The sequence below is a fragment of the Mesorhizobium sp. J428 genome (assembly GCF_024699925.1).
Classification (GTDB): Bacteria; Pseudomonadota; Alphaproteobacteria; order Rhizobiales; family Rhizobiaceae; genus Mesorhizobium_A.
This window is the reverse complement of the sequence record NZ_JAJOMX010000001.1, coordinates 4571476-4590912: the sequence shown is the minus strand read 5'-3', so window position 1 is coordinate 4590912 and position 19437 is coordinate 4571476. Positions and strand designations below refer to the sequence as shown.

The 19437-nt window shown below is 66.8% G+C and carries 18 protein-coding genes, 1 other RNA gene and 1 pseudogene; 14 read left to right on the top strand and 6 right to left on the bottom strand.

Translation table 11 applies throughout. The features are described from left to right. The first annotated feature begins 30 nt into the window (after window positions 1-30). From ssrA to LRS09_RS23045, 8 genes are all read left to right on the top strand, one after another. Window positions 31-385: a transfer-messenger RNA gene (ssrA, locus tag LRS09_RS23080) on the top strand. A 63-nt stretch (window positions 386-448) separates the two neighbouring features. After that, complete coding sequence (locus LRS09_RS23075; protein WP_257809324.1) at window positions 449-991, top strand: AAA family ATPase; 543 nt, start codon at window positions 449-451, stop codon at window positions 989-991. 101 nt (window positions 992-1092) lie between these two features. Then, entirely contained in the window at window positions 1093-1659 is a 567-nt protein-coding gene (locus LRS09_RS23070) for an SspB family protein (protein ID WP_257809323.1), read from the top strand. A gap of 8 nt (window positions 1660-1667) precedes the next feature. Beyond that, complete coding sequence (locus LRS09_RS23065) at window positions 1668-1865, top strand: DUF4169 family protein (RefSeq protein ID WP_257809322.1); 198 nt, start codon at window positions 1668-1670, stop codon at window positions 1863-1865. After that, entirely contained in the window at window positions 1862-2104 is a 243-nt protein-coding gene (locus LRS09_RS23060; RefSeq protein WP_257809320.1) for a ribbon-helix-helix domain-containing protein, read from the top strand. The genes LRS09_RS23065 and LRS09_RS23060 overlap by 4 nt, the downstream gene beginning before the upstream one ends. Before the next feature lie 79 nt (window positions 2105-2183). Next, entirely contained in the window at window positions 2184-2714 is a 531-nt protein-coding gene (locus LRS09_RS23055) for a Spy/CpxP family protein refolding chaperone (protein WP_257809317.1), read from the top strand. 32 nt (window positions 2715-2746) lie between these two features. Beyond that, window positions 2747-3133: a DUF302 domain-containing protein gene (locus LRS09_RS23050; RefSeq protein WP_257809314.1), complete on the top strand. Its 387-nt coding sequence runs from the start codon at window positions 2747-2749 to the stop codon at window positions 3131-3133. Between the two features lie 116 nt (window positions 3134-3249). Continuing rightward, window positions 3250-4368, top strand: a complete 1119-nt coding sequence (locus LRS09_RS23045) for an AI-2E family transporter (protein ID WP_257809313.1) — start codon at window positions 3250-3252, stop codon at window positions 4366-4368. Here the strand turns inward: LRS09_RS23045 and LRS09_RS23040 are convergent. Together LRS09_RS23040 and LRS09_RS23035 are read right to left on the bottom strand one after the other, a co-directional pair. After that, window positions 4343-8386 carry an AsmA family protein gene (locus LRS09_RS23040; RefSeq protein ID WP_257809311.1) on the bottom strand — a complete coding sequence of 1348 codons (4044 nt, stop codon included), beginning with the start codon at window positions 8384-8386 and terminating at the stop codon, window positions 4343-4345. The two genes, LRS09_RS23045 and LRS09_RS23040, sit on opposite strands and share 26 nt — an antisense overlap. A gap of 48 nt (window positions 8387-8434) precedes the next feature. After that, window positions 8435-9848: pseudogene (locus tag LRS09_RS23035) on the bottom strand (FAD-binding oxidoreductase). Between the two features lie 116 nt (window positions 9849-9964). Here LRS09_RS23035 and LRS09_RS23030 point away from each other — a divergent pair. The 3 genes from LRS09_RS23030 (at window position 9965) to LRS09_RS23020 (ending at window position 12188) form a co-directional block, all read left to right on the top strand. Continuing rightward, a complete protein-coding gene (locus LRS09_RS23030) occupies window positions 9965-10441 on the top strand; it encodes a thioesterase family protein (protein WP_257809309.1) in 477 nt (158 codons plus the stop codon). A 168-nt stretch (window positions 10442-10609) separates the two neighbouring features. Next, on the top strand, window positions 10610-11734 hold the full coding sequence (locus tag LRS09_RS23025) for a PAS domain-containing protein (protein ID WP_257809308.1): 1125 nt from the start codon (window positions 10610-10612) through the stop codon (window positions 11732-11734). A gap of 7 nt (window positions 11735-11741) precedes the next feature. After that, entirely contained in the window at window positions 11742-12188 is a 447-nt protein-coding gene (locus tag LRS09_RS23020) for a response regulator (protein ID WP_257809307.1), read from the top strand. Between the two features lie 84 nt (window positions 12189-12272). Here LRS09_RS23020 and LRS09_RS23015 read toward each other — a convergent pair whose 3' ends face one another. Then, window positions 12273-12560, bottom strand: a complete 288-nt coding sequence (locus LRS09_RS23015; RefSeq protein ID WP_257809306.1) for a DUF2218 domain-containing protein — start codon at window positions 12558-12560, stop codon at window positions 12273-12275. A gap of 189 nt (window positions 12561-12749) precedes the next feature. On the opposite strand from LRS09_RS23015, the gene LRS09_RS23010 reads away from it, so the two are divergent. After that, window positions 12750-13136: a hypothetical protein gene (locus tag LRS09_RS23010; protein ID WP_257809305.1), complete on the top strand. Its 387-nt coding sequence runs from the start codon at window positions 12750-12752 to the stop codon at window positions 13134-13136. Window positions 13137-13147: 11 nt separating this feature from the next. Beyond that, a complete protein-coding gene (locus LRS09_RS23005; protein ID WP_257809303.1) occupies window positions 13148-13465 on the top strand; it encodes a hypothetical protein in 318 nt (105 codons plus the stop codon). A gap of 42 nt (window positions 13466-13507) precedes the next feature. On the opposite strand, the gene LRS09_RS23000 is transcribed toward LRS09_RS23005, so the two are convergent. The 3 genes from LRS09_RS23000 to LRS09_RS22990 are packed head-to-tail and all read right to left on the bottom strand — an operon-like array spanning window position 13508 to window position 16100. Beyond that, window positions 13508-14833 carry a HAMP domain-containing sensor histidine kinase gene (locus tag LRS09_RS23000; RefSeq protein ID WP_257809302.1) on the bottom strand — a complete coding sequence of 442 codons (1326 nt, stop codon included), beginning with the start codon at window positions 14831-14833 and terminating at the stop codon, window positions 13508-13510. A 1-nt stretch (window position 14834) separates the two neighbouring features. After that, window positions 14835-15527, bottom strand: a complete 693-nt coding sequence (locus LRS09_RS22995; protein ID WP_257809301.1) for a response regulator — start codon at window positions 15525-15527, stop codon at window positions 14835-14837. Between the two features lie 24 nt (window positions 15528-15551). After that, window positions 15552-16100 (bottom strand): Spy/CpxP family protein refolding chaperone, encoded by a 549-nt coding sequence (locus tag LRS09_RS22990; protein ID WP_257809300.1) that lies wholly within the window; start codon window positions 16098-16100, stop codon window positions 15552-15554. Between the two features lie 181 nt (window positions 16101-16281). Between LRS09_RS22990 and LRS09_RS22985 the strand changes: the two genes are divergently transcribed. Continuing rightward, window positions 16282-19020, top strand: a complete 2739-nt coding sequence (locus LRS09_RS22985) for an ATP-dependent helicase (protein WP_257809299.1) — start codon at window positions 16282-16284, stop codon at window positions 19018-19020. The last annotated feature ends 417 nt before the right edge of the window (window positions 19021-19437 follow it).

Genomic DNA, 19437 nt, shown 5'->3' with positions numbered 1-19437 from the left:
AGGACTCTCCACAGAAACCTGGATCGGAACGCCCTTCCCTTTCGCCTCCGCCCTTCCTATATTCGGCGTGCCGGCTTGTCCGGCTATGGTGATAAACGGCCGATGAAATAAGCCATTCGGACCCGGGGGCGGTACCCCGGCGCCTCCACCACAAGCTGCCGGCCACGGCATCTTCTGATGGGGGCGAAATAGGATCGACGAGGGTGTAAAGATCGCGCTTTTGCCCGGCATGATACCGCCGTTATCGGGTCAAACCTATAGTTGCCAACGACAACTATGCTGAGGCACGTCTCGCTGCGTAAGCAGTGCGATAGTCTCGAATCAAGCCCTGTGGGTTAGCACCTTCAGGCGGGGTTCGGAGGTACTGGCAACAGAAACCTCCACCTTCCCTCCTATCCTGCAATTTCGATACGTCCGCGCGATTTTGTCGTCGGCGGCGGAGCTTTTCATGTCAGATCGATTCCACGTCGTCACCGGCGGCCCCGGCGCCGGCAAGACCACGCTGCTCGACGCGTTCGCCCGGCGCGGCTTCCCGGTCATGCCGGAGGCGGGCCGCGCCGTCATCCGCCAGCAGCTCGCCATCGGCGGCCAGGCATTGCCCTGGGCCGACCGGGCCCTCTTCGCCGAACTTATGCTCGGCTGGGAGCTGCGCTCGCACGGCGAAGCCGCCTCGACCGCGGGCCCGGTCTGGTTCGACCGCGGCGTGCCGGACGTCGCCGGCTATCTCTGCCTTTCCGGCCTCGATGTCCCCGGCCATGTGACCCGGGCGGCCGAGACGGTCCGCTACGCGCCGCGCGTGTTCGTCCTGCCCTTCTGGGCCGACATCTTCCATGCGGATGCGGAACGCCGGCAATCCCCCGCGGAAGCAAGGGCCACCTGCGAAACGATGCGGCAAACCTATGCCGGCTTCGGCTACGAGCTGTGCGAGGTCCCAACGGGCACGGTGGAGCGCCGCGTCGACTTCATCCTCGCCCGGCTCCGCGCAACGTGACCGCGCAACGCCTTGCTTCGTGGTCGCAAGCCTCATATCCCGTTTACGTCCGGCGGGCGCTTCATTAAAGGTGCCGGAATTGAATCGGGGAATGACGGCTGATGGCCGAAGACCACATCCGCTATGACATCCTCGCGCAGGAAGCCCTGCGCGGCGTCATGCGCAAGGTGCTGCAGGAAGTGCAGCGGACCGGCCTGCCCGGCAACCACCACTTCTTCATCACCTTCCTGACCGGCGCGCCCGGCGTCCGCGTCTCCACGCGGCTGAAGGAGCGCTATCCGGAGCAGATGACGATCGTCCTCCAGTACCCGAGCTGGGACCTCAAGGTCACCGACACCGGCTTCGAGGTTGGCCTGTCCTTCTCCGACGTGCCGGAGAAGCTCGAAGTGCCGTTTGCCGCCGTGCGCGGCTTCTACGATCCGTCGGTCAATTTCGAACTCGAATTTGACGTGCGCACCGACGAGCCGGTCGCCACCGGGGGCGATGTGACGGCGCTGCCGAAGTCAGAAGCGCCGAAGCCGCAGCCCGCCCCCCGCGCCGCGCCAAAGCCGGCGGCCAAGAAGCCGGAGCCCGCGCTCGAAAAGGCGCCGGCCGGCGACGACAAGCCTGCCGAGGGCGAAGGCAAAAGCGCGGACGTGGTCTCGCTCGACGCCTTCCGCAAGAAGTAGCCGCCACCATGGGCGAGGTCGTCAACCTTCGCCTCGCCCGCAAGCGTAAGGCACGCGCCGAGCATGACGCGGCCGCCGCCGCCAACCGCGCGCTCCACGGCCGCAGCAAGGCCGAGAAGGTGGCGCAGAAGTCCGACCGCGAGCGCGACAAGAACCTCCTCGACGGCCACCGCCTCGACAAGCCGGACGTCGACGGGCAGCGATGAGCGCGGTGCGCAAGCGCTCCGTGTCGATCCGCGGCCACCGCACCTCCTTTTCGGTCGAGCAGGAATTCTTCGACGCGCTCGAAGAGATCGCGTCCGCCCGCGGCATCAGCTTCGCCGCGCTGGTGGCCGAGGTGGATGCGGCGCGCCAGCGCGACACCAACCTGTCCTCCGCCCTGCGCGTCCACGCGCTGAAGCAGGCGAAAGCGGGATCGACCGGACGGGATTCGGATGCGGATTGATCCAAATCAGTGCCGCCGACCCGCGCCGCGCCAATGATCCCGACGTTGCCGGCTGAACCGGCCCGAAAGGATTGATCCCATGTCACGGTTCCTGATCACTGCCGCGCTCGCCATCGCGACCGGCGCGGCTTCCCTGTCACCGACGCTCGCGCAATCCCCGGACGGCACGATGGGCATGATGGGCGGCGGATGCCCCACGGTCGGCATGATGGGCCATGGCTGGAGGGGGCCGGGCGGCTGGGGCGATCGCGGCTGGTTCGGCGGCATGATGGGACGGCAGCCGCGCATGGGCGCGATGGTCGAAGGCCGCCTCGCCTATCTCAAAGGCGAACTGAACGTCACCGAAGCGCAGAAGCCGGCGTGGGATGCCTATGCCGCCGCGGTCGGCGACCGGGTCGATGTCATGCAGGGCATGCACCTGACCATGGTCGACAAGATGCGCGCCGGCAGCGCCGTCGAGCGGATGGACGCCCGGATCGCCGCGATGGAGGCGATGCTGGAATCGATGAAGGCGCTGAAGCCCGCCACCGAAGGTCTCTATGCCGTGCTGACGCCGGAGCAGAAGGCGATTGCCGACGACCTCATCGGCGGCGATTGCGGCGCGTTCTGAGGCGGCGCGGCGAGCCCGCGAAGGAGAGACGGATGAGCTATCATTTCAGCAAGACGGTCGACGTGAGCATGGATCAGGCGATCGAGCATGTCACGGCGGCGCTTGCCGCGAAGGGCTTCGGCGTGCTGACGACGATCGACGTTCGTGCGACCCTAAAGAGGAAGCTCAACGTCGACTTCAGGCCCTATATCATCCTCGGCGCCTGCAATCCGTCCTTCGCCTACAAGGCTCTGCAAGCAGAAGACAAGATCGGCGCCATGCTGCCCTGCAATGTCGTCCTGCAGCACGTCGGCGATGGGCGGATCGAGGTCTCGGCGGTCGATCCCGTCGCGTCGATGCAGGCGATCGACAATCCATCCCTTGGTTCGACCGCCGGAGAGGTGCGCCAGCTTTTGAAACAGGTGGTCGAGGGGCTCTGACGGCAGAGGAGCCGCGCAACTGGTCGGTGCCGGTTGCGCCCACCCCTGGATGCGGGTTGCCGCCGGCGGGCAAAACATGTTCCCTTGCCGCCCGATCCACCTGCGAGGATGCCGCCTTGAACGCCAAGCCCGAAGTGCCGCCCGGTGGCCGCCTCGGCCCGATCGTGCTTGCCGCGACCGCGATCGCCGGCGCCGCGCTCTGCATCCTCATGATCTGGCCGTTCGTCGGCGCGATCACCTGGGCGCTGGCGCTTGCGATCCTCTTCGTGCCCGCGCATGCCCGGATCGAGCGGCGCATCGGCAATCCCACCGTCGCCGCGCTGATCTCGGTGGCAATCCTCGTCATCGTCGTCGCGGTGCCGGCCGTCTTCGTGATCGAGCGGCTCATGAGCGAGGCGGCCACGGGCGCGACGTCGCTGCAGCGGCGGGTCGTCGCGGGCGAGCTCAGGACCATGCTCGATTCCTATCCGCGGCTCGCGCCCATCGGGGCCTGGATCGAGCACCAGCTCGACCTGCCGGCGCTGGCGGCGAGCCTTGCCACCTGGCTCAGCAATATCGGCGCCACCTTCGTACGCGGCTCGGTGCTGCAGGTGGTGGAAGTGGCGCTCACCTTCTACCTGCTGTTCTACTTCCTCAGGGACAGACACGCCGCGAAGGCGATCATCCGCTCATGGCTGCCTCTGACCCCGGCCGAGGACGACCGCCTCTTCCGGCGGGTGTTCGACACGGTCCACGCCACCGTCTACGGCACGCTCGCCGTCGCCGCCGTGCAGGGAACACTTGGCGGGCTGATGTTCTGGGCGCTCGGCCTGCCCGCGCCGCTGCTGTGGGGCCTCGTCATGGGGCTCCTGTCGGTTATCCCGGTGCTCGGCGCCTTCGTGGTATGGATTCCGGCCTCGCTCATTCTCGCGCTCGACGGAAGCTGGGGCAAGGCGGTCGTCCTGGCACTCTGGGGCGCGGTCGTCGTCGGCAGCATCGACAACATCCTGCGGCCGATCCTCGTCGGCAACCGGCTGAGGCTGCACACCGTGCCCGCCTTCATCTCGATGATCGGCGGCCTCACCCTGTTCGGCGCGCCGGGCTTTATCCTCGGCCCGCTCGCGGTGACGGTGACGATGCTGATAATGGAGATCTGGTCGGCCCGGCTGAACGACACGCCGCTTCCGGACCTGGAGCAGCCCACTCCCCTAGAGACGGCCGAAGCGGCCGTCAGCCCCCGCCGCCGAGGGTCTTGAGCAGGCGGTCGAGCGTGAAGCCGTCCTGCCGCGGCGCGGGTGGCGGATCGCTCGGCACGATGGCCCGCGGGCGGGGCGCCTCGCCGTTGACCTCAGGCCGTCCGGCCATGTCGACGAGCGGATCAGGCTTCGCGAGAGCCGGCGCCGCAGCCTCGCCTTGCGTCTGCCGGCGCGCTTCTGCCTCCGCCGCCTGCGCATCCTGCGCCGCTTTAAGCTTTGCATCCGCGTCCAGTCGGGCGCGGCGCTCCTCCTCGGCCTTAGCCTGCGCCTCCCGCTCTGCCTTCGCGGCCGCTTCCGCCTCGAGACGTGCGGCCTCGTCCGCCTGGCGCTTCGCCTCGGCATCGGCCCTGGCCTTGGCCTCTTCCTCGGCCTTCCGCTTCGCCTCTTCCTCCGCCCTGATGCGCGCCTCTTCTTCCGCGCGAGCCTTCGCTTCTTCCTCCGCCTTCCGGCGGGCTTCCTCCTCGGCTTTCAGCCGCGCCTCTTCCTCCAGCCGCAGGCGCTCCGCGCGCTGCTCCTGCACCGCCGCGTAATAGCGCACTTCGCGCCGCAGCCGCTGCTTTTCGAGGAGAAGAGCCTGCATCGCCTCCACACGCGCCTGCTCGATCTCCAGCGCGCGCTGGGTGAGGAATTGCGCCATCGGCTGCGTGTCGAAGACAAGCTGCGCCTCCTCCGGGGCGCCGGCCGCGGTGAAGTTGAGCGAGGGCTGCGAGCCGACGAGAGCCTCATTGCCCGGATCGTAGGCGATCTCGCCCTTGGTCTCGAAGGCCCAGGCCGGAATATCTGCGCGAAGCTCGCCCGTCAGCCGCGTCGACCCGTCGGCAAACGCCACCGGCGAGGTGCGCAGCACGCCGCCCGCGACCGTGAAGGACAGTTCCGCCGCCCCTCCCGTGAAGCTGCCCTCGCCCGCGATCGCCGGCGCGAACGCCGCCACCGCCGCTTCCTTTATGTCGCGGCCGACGCGGTCGGCCTCCGCGATCAGCGCCGGCAGCGCGCCCGGGTTGATGCCGCGTATGGTAAGGTCTGACAGCGCCGCGGTACCTGTGCCGGAGAGCGAGGCAACCAGCGCTTCCATTGACTTGCCGCTGCCGTTGAGGCTCGCGGACAGGTTCGCCCTGCCCGACAGCGCGGTCGCACCCGGAAGCGTCGCGATATCCAGCCCCGACAGCGTCGCCTGACCGGTCACGACGCCGGTGCCGTCATTGTTCTTGACGTCGAACAGGCCGGCGAGTTTGCCATCGTCGACATCCGCCGACAGGTTGGCCACCGAGAGGCCCTCGCGGGTGAGCCGCGCCTGCATCGCCGCAGCCGTGGCCACCGTCTCTGTGCCCCAGCCCACCGCGCCGGCCTTAAGCTCCAGCTCGGCGCTAAACGGCGCGTCGGCGCGCGGCGGGAAGGCCGCGCTCGCCCAGCCGTAGTCGTCGCCCTGCAGCGTCCCCTCGCCCAGCACCAGCGCCAGTGCATAGTCGAGCGGCAGGAAATCCGTGGTCATCGCGCCCGCCAGATGCGGCACGCCGTCGGCCAGCGTCGCCGTCAGGTCGCCCGACAGCGCGACCTCGCCGATCGATCCGTCCAGTTTTGCGATCTTCAGATCCTGTGGCGACAGCGTCAGGTCGGCGGAAAGCTCGGCCGGCATTCCGAGGCCCAGGCCCGGCAGCGTCACGCCCGCGGCGCCCAGCCACGGCTCCAGGTCGGCACCCTCGATCCTGGCCTTGCCGCTCGCCGTCACCGCGTCGGCTAGCACGGTCACCGTGCCGTCGAAGCGCGCGGTCGCGGTGTCGCCGGTCAGCGTGCCGTGCGTCTCCAGCCCCTTGGCCGGCGCGCCCTTCAGCGTCAGCTCGGTCGTCGCCGGTCCCGCGCCCACCAGCGGCAGCGTCGGCACGCCGTAGAGCGTAAGCAGTGCCGCGCCGTCCTCGTTGCTGGCGGTCAGCGCGACATCCAGCGTCTCGGGCGCGAAGGGCGATCCGGTCGCGGAATAGGCCAGCGTGAAGTCGCCGCCGCCCATCGTCCCGCCGGCACTGAACGCGTAATGCGGCGTGCCGCCCGTCGCGGTGGCGTTGGCGACCAGGTTGATGCGCGCATCGCGGCCGAGCCCGGACAGGCCTGAGAAGCGCCGGGCAAACTCGGCCGCGACGCGGTTGTCGGGATAGCGCGCACCCAGTTCGGCGACGAGTGGCGCCAGATCGTCCGAGATGATCGCCGCGTCGAGACTGCCGGACGGAGCCGCCGGGAACCCGTCGATCGTGCCGGTGGCGCTGACATTGGCGCCCGACACGTCGGTCAGGGTCAGCCTGTCTATGTCGAGCTTGCCGTCCTTGAGCCGAAACGCCGTCTCCAGCCGCCCGGCGGTCAAGCCACCGGCGCTCACCGGTCCGGCCGAGACCTTGAGGTCGAGGTCGCGCCCCTCGATCCGCGTCTGGCCGGCATCGGTCACGAACAGCGAGGCGAAGGCGGCGAGCCCCTCGACGTCGAGCGCGCCGCCATCGAGCGACAGCAGGAGCGATGGATTGGCGTCGGCGGGCGTGTTGCTCTCCAGCCTGCCGCCGAAACGGGCGTCGCCGAGCTGCAACTGCAGCCGGTCGAAGACCTGCCGGCCGCTGGCGAGATCGACCTTTGCCGAGAAGCCCGCGCGCGGCAGCCGCCTGATCGCGTCGTCGACATCCTTCGACAGCCAGGAGGCGAAGCCCGACGGCTGGCCGACCGCCAGCACCATATTGCCGGCAAAGCGCGCATCCTCTTCGCTCGTCGCCACGAATCCGTCCGCCTCCAGCGTCGCGCGGCCGGGCATCGAGACGGCGAAGTCTGCGACCTTCCAGCCGCCCTCGGCCGGCTCGGCGGAAAGGCGCACGTCGCGGAAAGTCGTGTCGCCGGCCACCACCGCCGGCAGGTTCACCTCGACGGAGCCCGGGATCGACGGCTTCGGCAGCGCCACGACGAAGGATTTCAGCGCCGCGATCCGGCGCTCCAGCGTCACGCCGCCGCCCGCCTCCTCGCCGATGCGGTCGTCGAAGCGGAACTGTGCCCCGGTCGCCTCGACCGAGAAGCGCGGCTCGCCGCCGAGATCGATGTCGGCCTTGCCTTCCGCCGTATACGGATCGGCGAGCGGCCCGGTCTCGAACAGGAATTCGCTCGCCGCCAGCCGCCTGTGGTCGAGCTCCAGCTTTCCGCTCATGCGATAGTCCGGCGGTCCCTTCGAGGCATCCGCCGTGCCGTTGAGCGCGAAGGTCGCGCCGTCCACGCCGCGCAACGACGGCTCGGCGTCGTAGGCCGACAGCTTGAAGCTAGCCTGGTATTTCGGCGCGCCGAGGTCGAGCCGGGCCATGCCGTCCGTCTCGACCGAGAACGGATAGCGCCGCGGCTTGGCGCGCACCCTGACCCGCATGCCGCCATTTTCCTCGACACGGCCGGTCGACAGGTCGAAATCGGTCAGCGCCCCGTCGAGTCGCATCGAGCCGGTCAGCCGCCAGGGGCCGGCAAGCGTGGTCGCCGCGACATCGGTGTTGATCTCGGAGAGCGTATGAGTGCGCCCGCTCGCGGCGTGCTCGATGCGCACGGAGCCTTCCGTCACCGTCAGCTTCTCGATCGTGACATTGCCGGGATCGAAGGGCGTGTTCGGCCGCATCGCCCAGTCGACCGCGCCGTCATTGCCGACATGGATCACGGCCTTCGGCCGCTCCAGCCGCATGTCGAAGATCAGCACCTCGCCGCGCAGGAACGGCGCAAGCTCCGCGTCCATCGAGAACCGCTCCGCCGTCAGCGCCGGCTCGGACCCTGTGCCGGCAACGCGCACGTCGGTGAAAGTCACGGAGGGGAACGGCAGGATGCGCGCGGTGGCGCTGCCCGCCACCTTGACCTCGCGGCCGAGGATGCGGCTCGCCTCGCGCTCGAAATCGCCGCGATAGCTCGTCCAGTCGACGAAATAGGGGCCGACCAGCGCAGCCGTCAGCACGAGGACGACAAGCCCGCCGAAGATGACAAACAGTCTCGCCAGTGTCCCGCTCCGCCGTTCGAGGACGCCCAATCTAACAGGTGCAGTCTGTCGATAAAGTGGCGGTCCCGCTCATTCCGTTCAGGACAAGGGAATGATCTTGCCCGGATTCATGATGTCCTGCGGGTCGAGCGCCTGCTTGATCATGCGCATGTAATCGACGCCGTCGCCATGCTCGAGCCTGAGGAATCCCATCTTGCCCTGGCCGACGCCGTGCTCGCCCGTGCAGGTGCCCTCCATGCTGATCGCCCGCCGGTTGAGCCGGCCGACGAATTCCTCCGTCTTCTCGATCTCCGCCGGCACGTCCGGGTCGAGCAGCACCAGCACGTGGAAATTGCCGTCGCCGGCATGACCGACGATCGGCGCGATCAGCCCCATCTCGGCGATGTCCGCCTCGGTCTCGGCGATGCAGTCGGCCAGTCGCGAGATCGGCACGCAGACGTCGGTCGACAGGCCCTTCGCCCCCGGCCGCAGCGTCAGCGACGACCAGTAGGCCTCGTGCCTGGCCTTCCACAGCTTCGCCCTCTCCTCGGCCACCTTGGTCCACAGAAACGGCCCGCCGCCATATTCGGCCGTGATCTCGCCGAACAGCTCCGCCTGCTCCACCACGCCCGCCTCCGAGCCGTGGAACTCGACGAACAGGCACGGGCTCTCCGGATAGTCGAGCTTCGAATAGTTGATCATCGCCCGCATCTGCAGCGCGTTGACCAGTTCGATCCGCGCCACCGGGATGCCCATCTGGATTGTCGCGATGACAGCGCGGCAGGCGGCCTCGAGGCTCGGGAACGGGCACACCCCGCCGGAAATCGCCTGCGGGATGCCCTGCAGCTTCAAGGTCAGCGAGGTGATGACGCCGAGCGTGCCCCTCCGAGCCCACCAGCAGCCGGGTCAGATCGTAGCCGGCCGAGCTCTTCTTCGCGCGGCTCGCCGTGGTGATCGAGCGACCGTCGGCCATCACCGCCGTCACCGACAGCACGTTCTCGCGCATCGTGAGGTACCGCACCGCGTTGGTGCCGGAGGCGCGCGTCGCTGCCATACCGCCCAGCGTCGCATTGGCGCCGGGATCGATCGGGAAGAACAAGCCGGTGTCGCGCAGATAGCTGTTCAGCTGTTCCCGCGTCACGCCGGCTTCCACCGTGCAGTCGAGATCATCGGCATGCACCGCGAGGATGCGGTTCATCCGCGACGTGTCTATCGAGATGCCGCCACCCGGCGCGTTCACATGGCCCTCGAGCGAGGAGCCGATGCCGAACGGGATCACCGGCACCCGGTGCGCCGCGCAGGCGCGCACGATCTCCTCGACCTCCTCCTGGCTGTCCGGAAAGGCCACGCCGTCGGGCAGCTGCGCCGGGATGTAGGTCGTGGTGTGGCTGTGCACCGCGCGCACGTCGGCATTGGTCTGGAAGCGCTCGCCGAAGCGCTGCTTGAGGATGCCGACCACTGTCGCGATCCCCTCCTCGTTGCGCGTCACGGCGACGAGATCGGCCAGAGCCATGCGTTCCTCCCGGTCTGGACCGCTGGACGGCCCTTGTGAATGCCCGTTGCGACTGTAGAGTGCCTCGGCTTTTAGAACCGGCCATTCCAGCCTGCAACCACCCTTCCGGAGGAACTATGATCGCCGCCCCCTTCGTCTCCAAGGTCATGGACATTCAGAAGGACTGGATCGACTACAACGGCCATCTCAACATGGCCTATTACAACGTCCTGTTCGACAAGTGCTCGGACGATGCCTTCGAGCTGCTGGGCATGGGGCCGGCCTATGCGAGGGAGCGCAAGCTCACCGTCTACACGGCCGAGGCGCATATCTGCTACGTCCGCGAGCTGCATCTCGGCGACGCTGTGCGCGCGACCTTCCATCTCCTCGACCACGACGAGAAGCGGCTGCGCTCCTATCAGGAACTCCACCACATCGACGGCTGGCTCGCCGCCACGTCGGAAACGCTGACGCTCCACATCGACATGTCGGGTCCGAAGGTCGCCCCCTTCCCGCCCGACGTCTTCGACAAGGTGAAGGCCATGCGCGCCGCGCATGAGAGCCTGCCCATGCCGGAGCGCGCCGGCCGCTCGATCGGCATCAAGCGGAAATGATCCACCCGAACGCCTCCGCCCTCAGGTCTTAGCGGAGAGGGCCAGATAGCAGCTTAGATTCGTATCTCTCGCACATCCGGTCGTTCCGTGGCGGATCGGCGGCGTTTGAACCTTTTGCCCATCCTCGCCGTTAATCCGCCGACACCGACGATTGAGAGATAGAATTGTATGGACACGAAACCGACCAAGGAAGCGGTCGATGCGTGGCGCATGACCGACAGCCTCCACGCGGAGCACGGCAAGGGCGACCCCTTCGCAGCGGCCATCCGCGCCACGCGCATGCCGATGCTCATCACCGATCCGCGCCAGTTCGACAACCCGATTGTCTTCGCGAACGACGCCTTCTTGAGGCTCACCGGATATGATCGCGAAGAAGTGCTCGGGCGAAACTGCCGCTTTCTGCAGGGGCCTGAGACCGACCCGCTCGCAATTGAGAAGATCCGCACCGCCATTGCCACGCGCAGCGATATCGCCGTTGATATTCTCAACTACAAACGCGACGGTACCCAGTTTTGGAATGCACTGTTTGTCAGCCCCGTCTCCAACGAGGACGGCGAACTACAGTTCTTCTTCGCATCCCAGCTTGATGTGACGGACCGCAAGGAGTCGGAGCACGCCCTCGTTGCAGACAAGGAACGCTTCGAGCGCGCCGTACGCGAGCGACAAGCCGAACTCCAGGCCGCACTCGATGCCCAGAAGATGCTGGTCCACGAGGTTGATCACCGGGTGAAGAACAATCTGCAGATGATCTCGTCACTGATCGTCATGCAGTCACGTTCGATCCCGGACGAAAAGATCCGTCGGTCCCTCGCCAATATGCTGGAGCGCATCGAGGCGGTCAGCACTGTTCATCGCCGGCTATACCAGTCAGACGACGTTCGCGGCTTCGACATTTCCGATTTCGCGCGCGATCTTGTCACCGATCTCGTTGCCTCCTCCGGCCGGAACGACATCCAGACTCAGTTCGCGCTCGATAAGATCGTTATTCCTGCTCAACTGGCGACGCCGGTTGCATTGATGGTCAACGAACTCGTGACGAATGCGCTGAAGCACGCCTTCCATCAACGCGAAGGAAGCGAAGAAAATGTCATTCGCACCGAGATCGAGGATCGTGGTGACCACTACACCATCGGTATCTCGGATAACGGCAGAGGAATGACGGCGTCGGCCGACGCGAACTTCGGGATGAAGCTCGTCCGATCCCTCGCCCGTCAGCTTGACGCAACAATCGAATGGCGCGACGGCGCGCCGGGCACGCGCGTACTCGTGTCTATCCCGACACCCAAGGAATAGCCTCGTTATGACCCACTATGATCCTCTGAAGGTGTTGATCGTCGAGGACGAAGCGTTGCTTGCGATGGAACTTGAGGCGCTCGTTGAGGATGCAGGCCACACCGTCGTCGGATGGGCCACCTCCTCCGCACAGGCGCGCAAGATGGTGGATGGCTTGGAGGCAGACGTCGCCTTCGTCGACGTTCACCTGACTGACGGCCCGACCGGTGTCGATGTGGCTCAGTACATCGGCGAGAAGAAGAGTTCGATGGTGGTTTTCATGACCGCCAATCCAAAGCGCATTCCGGACAACTTCGCCGGCGCCGTAGGTGTGATCGCCAAGCCATATACGATGCACGGCCTTCAGGCGGCATTACGCTATCTGCACGAAGGAGTGCGGCGCCCACCCCCGGTCTCGACGCTCCCTGTAGGGTTCACGCTCTCGCCGGAATACCGTTCGATGTGGTCCGAATAGGACGGGATTGAGCCGAGCGAGCACAGCGCCGGCGAATCGAAAGCAATCGCAAGATTGCTGGCGGTCTCTGTCAGATGGGACAAGTCACCCATCAACCCAATCGAACTTGAGCGGCGCCTCACGAAACGCGAAGCGGTCGAGATGCGATGACACCGCGCCCTTGATCCTCTCGAGCGTTGCAGCGTCGGTTGCCTCGACGGCGACTTCGAGCCCGCTATCCCTGGCGTCCAGCGTCGCCACGGAGCCCTCGAACTTCACCGTGCCGTGCTGCGCATCGAACGTTACGTCGAGACGGTGCGTCCAATGCTTGCAGAGCTGCTGTAGATATTTCGAGGCATGTTCGGTGGGCACGAGGACAGTCGATCTCGCCATAGTCTTCTCCTTGTCTTCGCGCGCTAGATAGCGATCCAGCCCTTCCCGCGCACGTTCACTGTTGCGTGAGGCCCTGCAACATCGACGTGACGCTCCTGAAACGCAACGGCGTCCGCAGCGGCAAGATCGCGAAACATTGTTGCCAGATAAGGCAGTCCATCAGCAACAAAGTTTCGAAAGGACTTCCCAATGACTTCTCTCAAGACCTCCCTCGCCGCCGCTTCGATCGCGATTGCCGCGCTCGCCGGCTCGCTTGCCCCGGCCAAGGCCGACTCGATCTGGTTCGCCCCTGGCGTCGGTGTCGGCATCGGCGGCGTGGGTATCGGCGTCGGCGTCGGTGTGGGCATCGGCCACGGCCACGGCTATCACGGCAACTACGCCTATTATGACGGCGGCTACTGCTCGAAGGGTGACGCTCTCGGCCGCGCCGCGTCGATGGGCGTGAAGAAGCGCTACGTCTCCGGCGTCTCCGAGAACCGCATCTCGGTGCGCGGCAGCCACAAGGGCAAGCCGGTCAAGGTGACGATGTATCGCCACAGCGACAACTGCGCCGTCCGCTCCTTCAACTATCTCTGAGGATTGCCGCCATGGCGCGCACGCGACGCAAGCGTTGGAGAGGCCTCGCCACCCTGGCGCTCGTCGCGGCAGGCGCCACGGCCACGGTGGCCATCGCACAGACGGCCGGCGGCCTGGGCGGCGCCGGCGGTCGGGACCGCCAGGCTGAGTGGTGCACGCGTTACGCGTCTCTCAGCCTGGCGGCAGCCCAAGGCATCCGGCAAGGCCGGGTCGAGCAGGTCGCCAACAACCGGATGGTGGTGTTCGGCACGCTCAAGGGCGCAAGCGTCAAGCTGACGCTGGAGAACGACGCCGACGCCTGCCGGATCGTCAGGATCGACACGCTCTGAGGAGGAGCCCGCGGCCCGTTCGTGCCGCGGGCGTCTTCGTCATTACCTTCGCGTCACTGCGGCCGGCAGGTCGACCACGAAGCGCGCCCCGCCGCTTTCGGCATTCGTTACGCTAACCGAGCCGCCATGGTGTTCCGCGATCTGGCGCACCAGCGCGAGGCCCAGTCCCCAGCCGCCGGCCGCCTCGCTGCGCCCCGCCGGGCGGTAGAACGGCTCGAAGACCCGCGTCTCCTCGCCCGTCGGCAAGCCGTCGCCATGATCGCGGACGGTGAGTTGCACGCGCGTTCCCTGCGCCCTCACCTCGACCTCGACCGGCGGGCGCCCGTGCCGCAGCGCATTGACCACAAGGTTGCGCGTCAGCCGCGTCAGAAGCCGCGCGTCGCCTTTCACCTCGGCCGGCGCGCCCGTCGCCTCGATGCCGTGCCGGGCGCATTCCTCCGCGACCAGCGCGAACAGATCGAGCGGCTCCGCCCGCTCCAGGCCCTTCACATGGTCGAGGCGGCTGGCGAGCAGGATCTCATCCACCAGTTGGTCGATCTCGCCGAGATTGCGCAGCATCTCGTCGCGCGCCCGCCCGTCCATCGAGATCCCATCCTGCGGGTTCTCATAGAGGTCCATCGCCATCCTCAGCCGCGTCACCGGCGACCTCAGTTCGTGGCTGGCATTCGCCAAAAGCGCGCGGTGCGCACCGACCAGCCGCTCGATCCGCTCGGCCGCCGCATTGAAGCTTTTCGCCACGGCCGCAACCTCGTCCCTGCCCTTGACCGGCACGCGTGTGACAAGGTCGCCCTTGCCGAAAGCCTCCACGCCGGCGCGCAGGCTCTCGAGCCGCCGCGTCAATTGCCGCACGAACGGATAGGCCACAAGCGCGATCACCGCCGCAATCAACGCCAGATAGCCGAGCGCGCCGCGCTTCGGTCCATCCCACGGCGCATCGATGCGCGCCACCAGCGCCCGCCCGTCCGGCAGGTCGATCACGAATGGCTTCTTGCGCTCGCGCTCGTCGAACCAGCCGCCGTCGTCATCGTCGTCCTCATCCTTGTTGTCGAACCACCCCCGGCGCGGCGGCGGCGGAAGCTGGTCGCCGGCCGCGGCGAGCAGTCGGCGGTCTGCGGAATAGAGCGCGATGTCGGCGTGGAAGGCCCTGGCGAACCGCTCGACCGTCGCCTGCGTCAGCACGGGGTCCTCGCCGGTCGGCAGCATCTCGGCGATAAACCGGTCGCGGCGCTGCGCCCAGCCCACTTCCTCGCGGTCGATCGCGGACACCCAATAGAGCCCGCTCGCTACCGCGACGGCCGCCAGCGACAACAGCACCGTGAGATAAATCCGGACGAAGAGACGACCGCGCAGGATTCGGAAGATCCTCATCTCATGCGTCGTCCTGGTAGCGCGCGAAGACATAGCCGGCGCCGCGCACCGTGATCAGCCGGCGCGGGTTCTTCGGGTCGGTCTCGATCGCGGCGCGGATGCGCGAGACGTGCACGTCGATCGAACGGTCGAACGCCTCCAGCTCCTCGCCCTTCACCCTGTCCATCAGCTGCTCGCGCGACAGCGTGCGGCCGGCATTCTCAGCCAGCGCCACCAGCAGGTCGAACTGGTGGCTGGTCAGCGGCCGGTCCGCCCCGTCGATGCGCACGGCACGCGAGCCCGGATCGATCTCCAGCCGGCCGAAGCGCATGATGCGACGATCCTCGGGCGCCGAGCGGCGGCGCAAGATCGCCTTCAGCCGCGCCAGAAGCTCGCGAGGGTTGAACGGCTTCGGCAGGTAGTCGTCCGCGCCCAGCTCCAGCCCGACGATCCGGTCCGTCTCCTCGCCCTTCGCCGTCAGCATCAGTATCGGCACGTCGGAGAAGGCGCGGATCTGCCGGCAGGCCTCGAAGCCGTCGATGTCCGGCAGCATGACGTCGAGGATCACCGCGGCCGGAGTTCGCCGCCGCAGAGCCTCGACGCCCGCGCGGCCGCTGCCCGCGGTCGCGACGGAAAACCCGTTCGCAGACAGATATTCGCAAAGCATGGCGGCGAGGCGCGCATCATCGTCGACGATCAAAACCTCGTCCGCCATGTCTCATCCTCTCGTCCCGGTCGCTCACCAGCGGCCGCGACCCTCATGCATGTCCTTCATTTCCGCGGCAAGCTTGGCGCGCTGCTCGGGCGTCAGCACCTCGGCCGCCTCGACGATGGCGGCCACCGCCTTCTTCGAGGCCTCGTCCACCTCGGCGATACGCTTGACGCGCAGCGCCTCGACCGCCGCCTTGTCAATGGTCGGCGCCGAAAGCAGCGTCGCCACCTCCTCGCGCATGCCGCGGAACTCGCGGCCCATCGGCCGCATCTCGGCGCGCGTCCGGTCGACGATCGCCCAGATCTTGTCCTGCTGCTCGTCGGTGGCGTCGATCTCGTCCATGATCCTCTCGAAGCGATGCTCGGCGAAGCGCATGCCCATGTGGCCGCCGAATCCGCCCGGCCCCTTTCCGATCCCCTGCGCGATCGCAGCGCCCGCGCCGATCGCGATCAGCGCCGCGAGGCCGACACCGACGACGAAGGTCAGGCCGGACGGCCCGCTGCGCTTCGGCTCGTTCGGATCATGGTCGATCACCGGGCCTTCATAGCTCGCCTTCGAATTGTCCTGGTTGCTCATCTTCGTGCTCCTCTTGGATCTCGTCCAGCGACCCTGCTGGTATGGGGGCACATTAGGGTCGGGACATTTCCGCCGTTCGCGGCGAATGTAAAGAAGTGTAAAGTGGCGCCGCGCGTGCGTCGCGAGGCCTCATGCGCCCCTGTTCTGGCCTTTCGGTCCCGAATCACTACATTCGGAACAAATGGTGGACTACCCTGACGACGACATGCCCTTCTTCGACGCCGCGCGAAGTGCCCCGCAGCGCGCGCCCGGCGGGCTTGCGGCCCGCGCCATGGCCGCGCGCGGCGGCCACGCGGCCGAGCCCGCCTATCTCCAGGGCCTGAACCTGGAGCAGCGGCTCGCCGTCGAGACCACCGAGGGCCCCGTGCTGGTCCTCGCGGGTGCGGGCACCGGCAAGACGCGCGTGCTCACCACCCGCATCGCCCACATCCTGTCGCTGGGGCTCGCCTTTCCGTCGCAGATTCTCGCCGTCACCTTCACCAACAAGGCCGCGCGCGAGATGAAGCAGCGCATCGCGGTGCTGATCGGCGAAGGCTCGGCCGAAGGCATGCCCTGGCTCGGCACGTTCCACTCGATCGGCGTCAAGATTCTCCGCCGCCACGCCGAGCTCGCCGGCCTCAAATCCGGCTTCACCATTCTGGACACCGACGACGTCATCCGCCTGCTGAAGCAGCTGATCCAGGCGGAAAACCTCGACGACAAGCGCTGGCCGGCCCGCCAGTTCGCGCAGATGATCGACGGCTGGAAGAACAAGGGTCTGGCGCCGAAGGACATCCCCGAAGGCGACGCGCGTGCGTTTGCCAACGGCAAGGGCCGCGAACTCTACGCCGCCTACCAGGACCGGCTGAAGAGCCTCAACGCCTGCGACTTCGGCGACCTCCTCCTCCACCCCATCCGCATCTTCCGCGACCATCCGGACGTGCTCGCCGACTACCACCGCCGCTTCAAATACATCCTCGTCGACGAATACCAGGACACCAACACCGCGCAGCACATGTGGCTCAGACTCCTGGCACAGCGGTCAGGCGGAGAGCGTTCTTCTCCCCGTTCACGGGGAGAAGATGCCGGCAGGCAGATGAGGGGCGGCGCAAACCTTGCCGAGCTTGGCGCCAGCCCCTCATCCGGTCCTGCGGACCACCTTCTCCCCGTGAACGGGGAGAAGGAAAGGCCCACCGTCAACATTTGCTGCGTCGGCGACGACGACCAGTCCATCTACGGCTGGCGCGGCGCCGAGGTCGACAACATCCTGCGCTTCGACAAGGATTTCCCCGGCGCCACCATCATCCGGCTGGAGCGCAATTACCGCTCCACCGCCCACATCCTGGGGGCCGCCTCGCATCTCATCGCCCACAACGAGGGCCGGCTCGGCAAGACGCTGTTCACAGACCATGCCGACCCCGAGGACGCAAAAGTCCAGGTCCACGCCGCCTGGGATTCCGAGGAAGAGGCCCGCGCCATCGGCGAGGAGATCGAGCAGGCGCAGCGCCGTGGCCACGCCTTGAACGACATGGCCATCCTCGTCCGCGCCTCCTTCCAGATGCGGGAGTTCGAGGACCGCTTCGTCACGCTCGGCCTCAACTACCGCGTCATCGGCGGCCCGCGCTTCTACGAGCGCCAGGAGATCCGCGACGCGATGGCCTATTTCCGCGTGGTGGCTCAAGGAGCGGACGACCTCGCCTTCGAGCGCATCGTCAACGTGCCCAAGCGGGGGCTGGGCGAAGGCGCGGTGCGCCAGATCCACGACACCGCGCGCGCCTTGCGCGTCCCGATGCTGGAAGCCGCAGGCAAGCTCGCCGAGAGCGACGAGATGAAGCCGAAACCGCGTGCAGCGCTGCGCGAGGTCGTCGCCAATTTCGGCCGCTGGCAGGAGGCGATCGAGACCACCGCCCACACCGAGCTCGCCGAGCAGATTCTGGAGGAGAGCGGCTATATCGATATGTGGAAGGCCGACAAGTCGGCCGAGGCGCCCGGCCGGCTCGAAAACCTGAAGGAACTCATCCGCTCGATGGAGGACTACGAGTCGCTGCGCTCCTTCCTGGAGCATGTCGCGCTCGTCATGGATGCCGAGCAGAACGCCGAATTAGACGCCGTCTCGATCATGACGCTGCACTCCGCCAAGGGCCTCGAATTCGAGACCGTCTTCCTGCCCGGATGGGAGGAAGGCCTCTTCCCCCACCAGCGCGCGCTGGACGAAGGCGGCCGCACCGGCCTGGAAGAGGAGCGGCGGCTGGCCTATGTCGGGCTCACCCGCGCCAAGAAGAACCTGCACATCTGGTTCGTCTCCAACCGCCGCATCCACGGCCTGTGGCAGTCCACCATCCCGTCGCGCTTCCTCGATGAGCTGCCGGAAGCCCATGTCGAGGTTGCGGATGCCGGCAACTCCTACGGCGGCTACTCGGCCCCCTATGGCGGTGGCGGCTTTGCGTCGGGCCGCGGCGGACATCAGGGGGGCGGCTTCGCCGGCCGGCAAAACCCCTACGGCGCCTCCCGCTTCGACTCGGTCGGCGCTCGCGGCGACCAGGTCGGTGGCGGTTCGGCCGGTCGCGACACCGGCGGCTCCGGCGCCTTTTCCAACACCTACGCCACTCCCGGCTGGGCCCGCGCGCAACAGAACCGCACCGAGGCCACCGACCGCAACTGGGGCACCCGCTCCGGCCACGCCGTCGAACGCATCGGCTACGGCGAAACCGACTCCGGCTACGGCGCTGGCCGCGGCTCGATCAAAGGCCGCACCATCGAAGGCGAACTGGTGGCAAAGTCGGTGGCGACGGAACCATCAAAGTTCCATGTCGGGGATCGGGTGTTTCATCAGAAGTTCGGGAATGGGAACATTGCCGCGATCGACGGGAACAAGCTGACGATCGACTTTGACAAGGCGGGGCAGAAGAGGGTGCTGGACGGGTTTGTAAGTGAGGTGTGAGGAGAGAGAATTGAATAGTCACCACTCTAACCTCGTAAACGTATCGCTTGAATTTCGATCATCAAACGATGACGGCCAATCGTTATTCGCTTGGTGCAATTGCTCTGAAGACGAATATTCTATTGGGCCGTTCTCGGTTAGAATTCTTCTGAGGAGCTTTTTTCTTGAACTCAATATCCAAGGCGCACATTCGCCACCAGAAACATGGTTCGCAAATCACACCCCTAATATGAGCGTAGATGTCAATTTCGAGATTACCGCCGGTAAAGTCGGTGAGCGCTCATCAGAGGCGGCAGTCGCTCTCGCTCTGTCGAACCCTACCACCGTCGCGCTCAAGTCGGAAAAAAGCAAACGGCGCAATCAGACTGAGAGCCTCATGGAGAAGCGAACGTTCTCTATGAGTCAATATTCAGCACT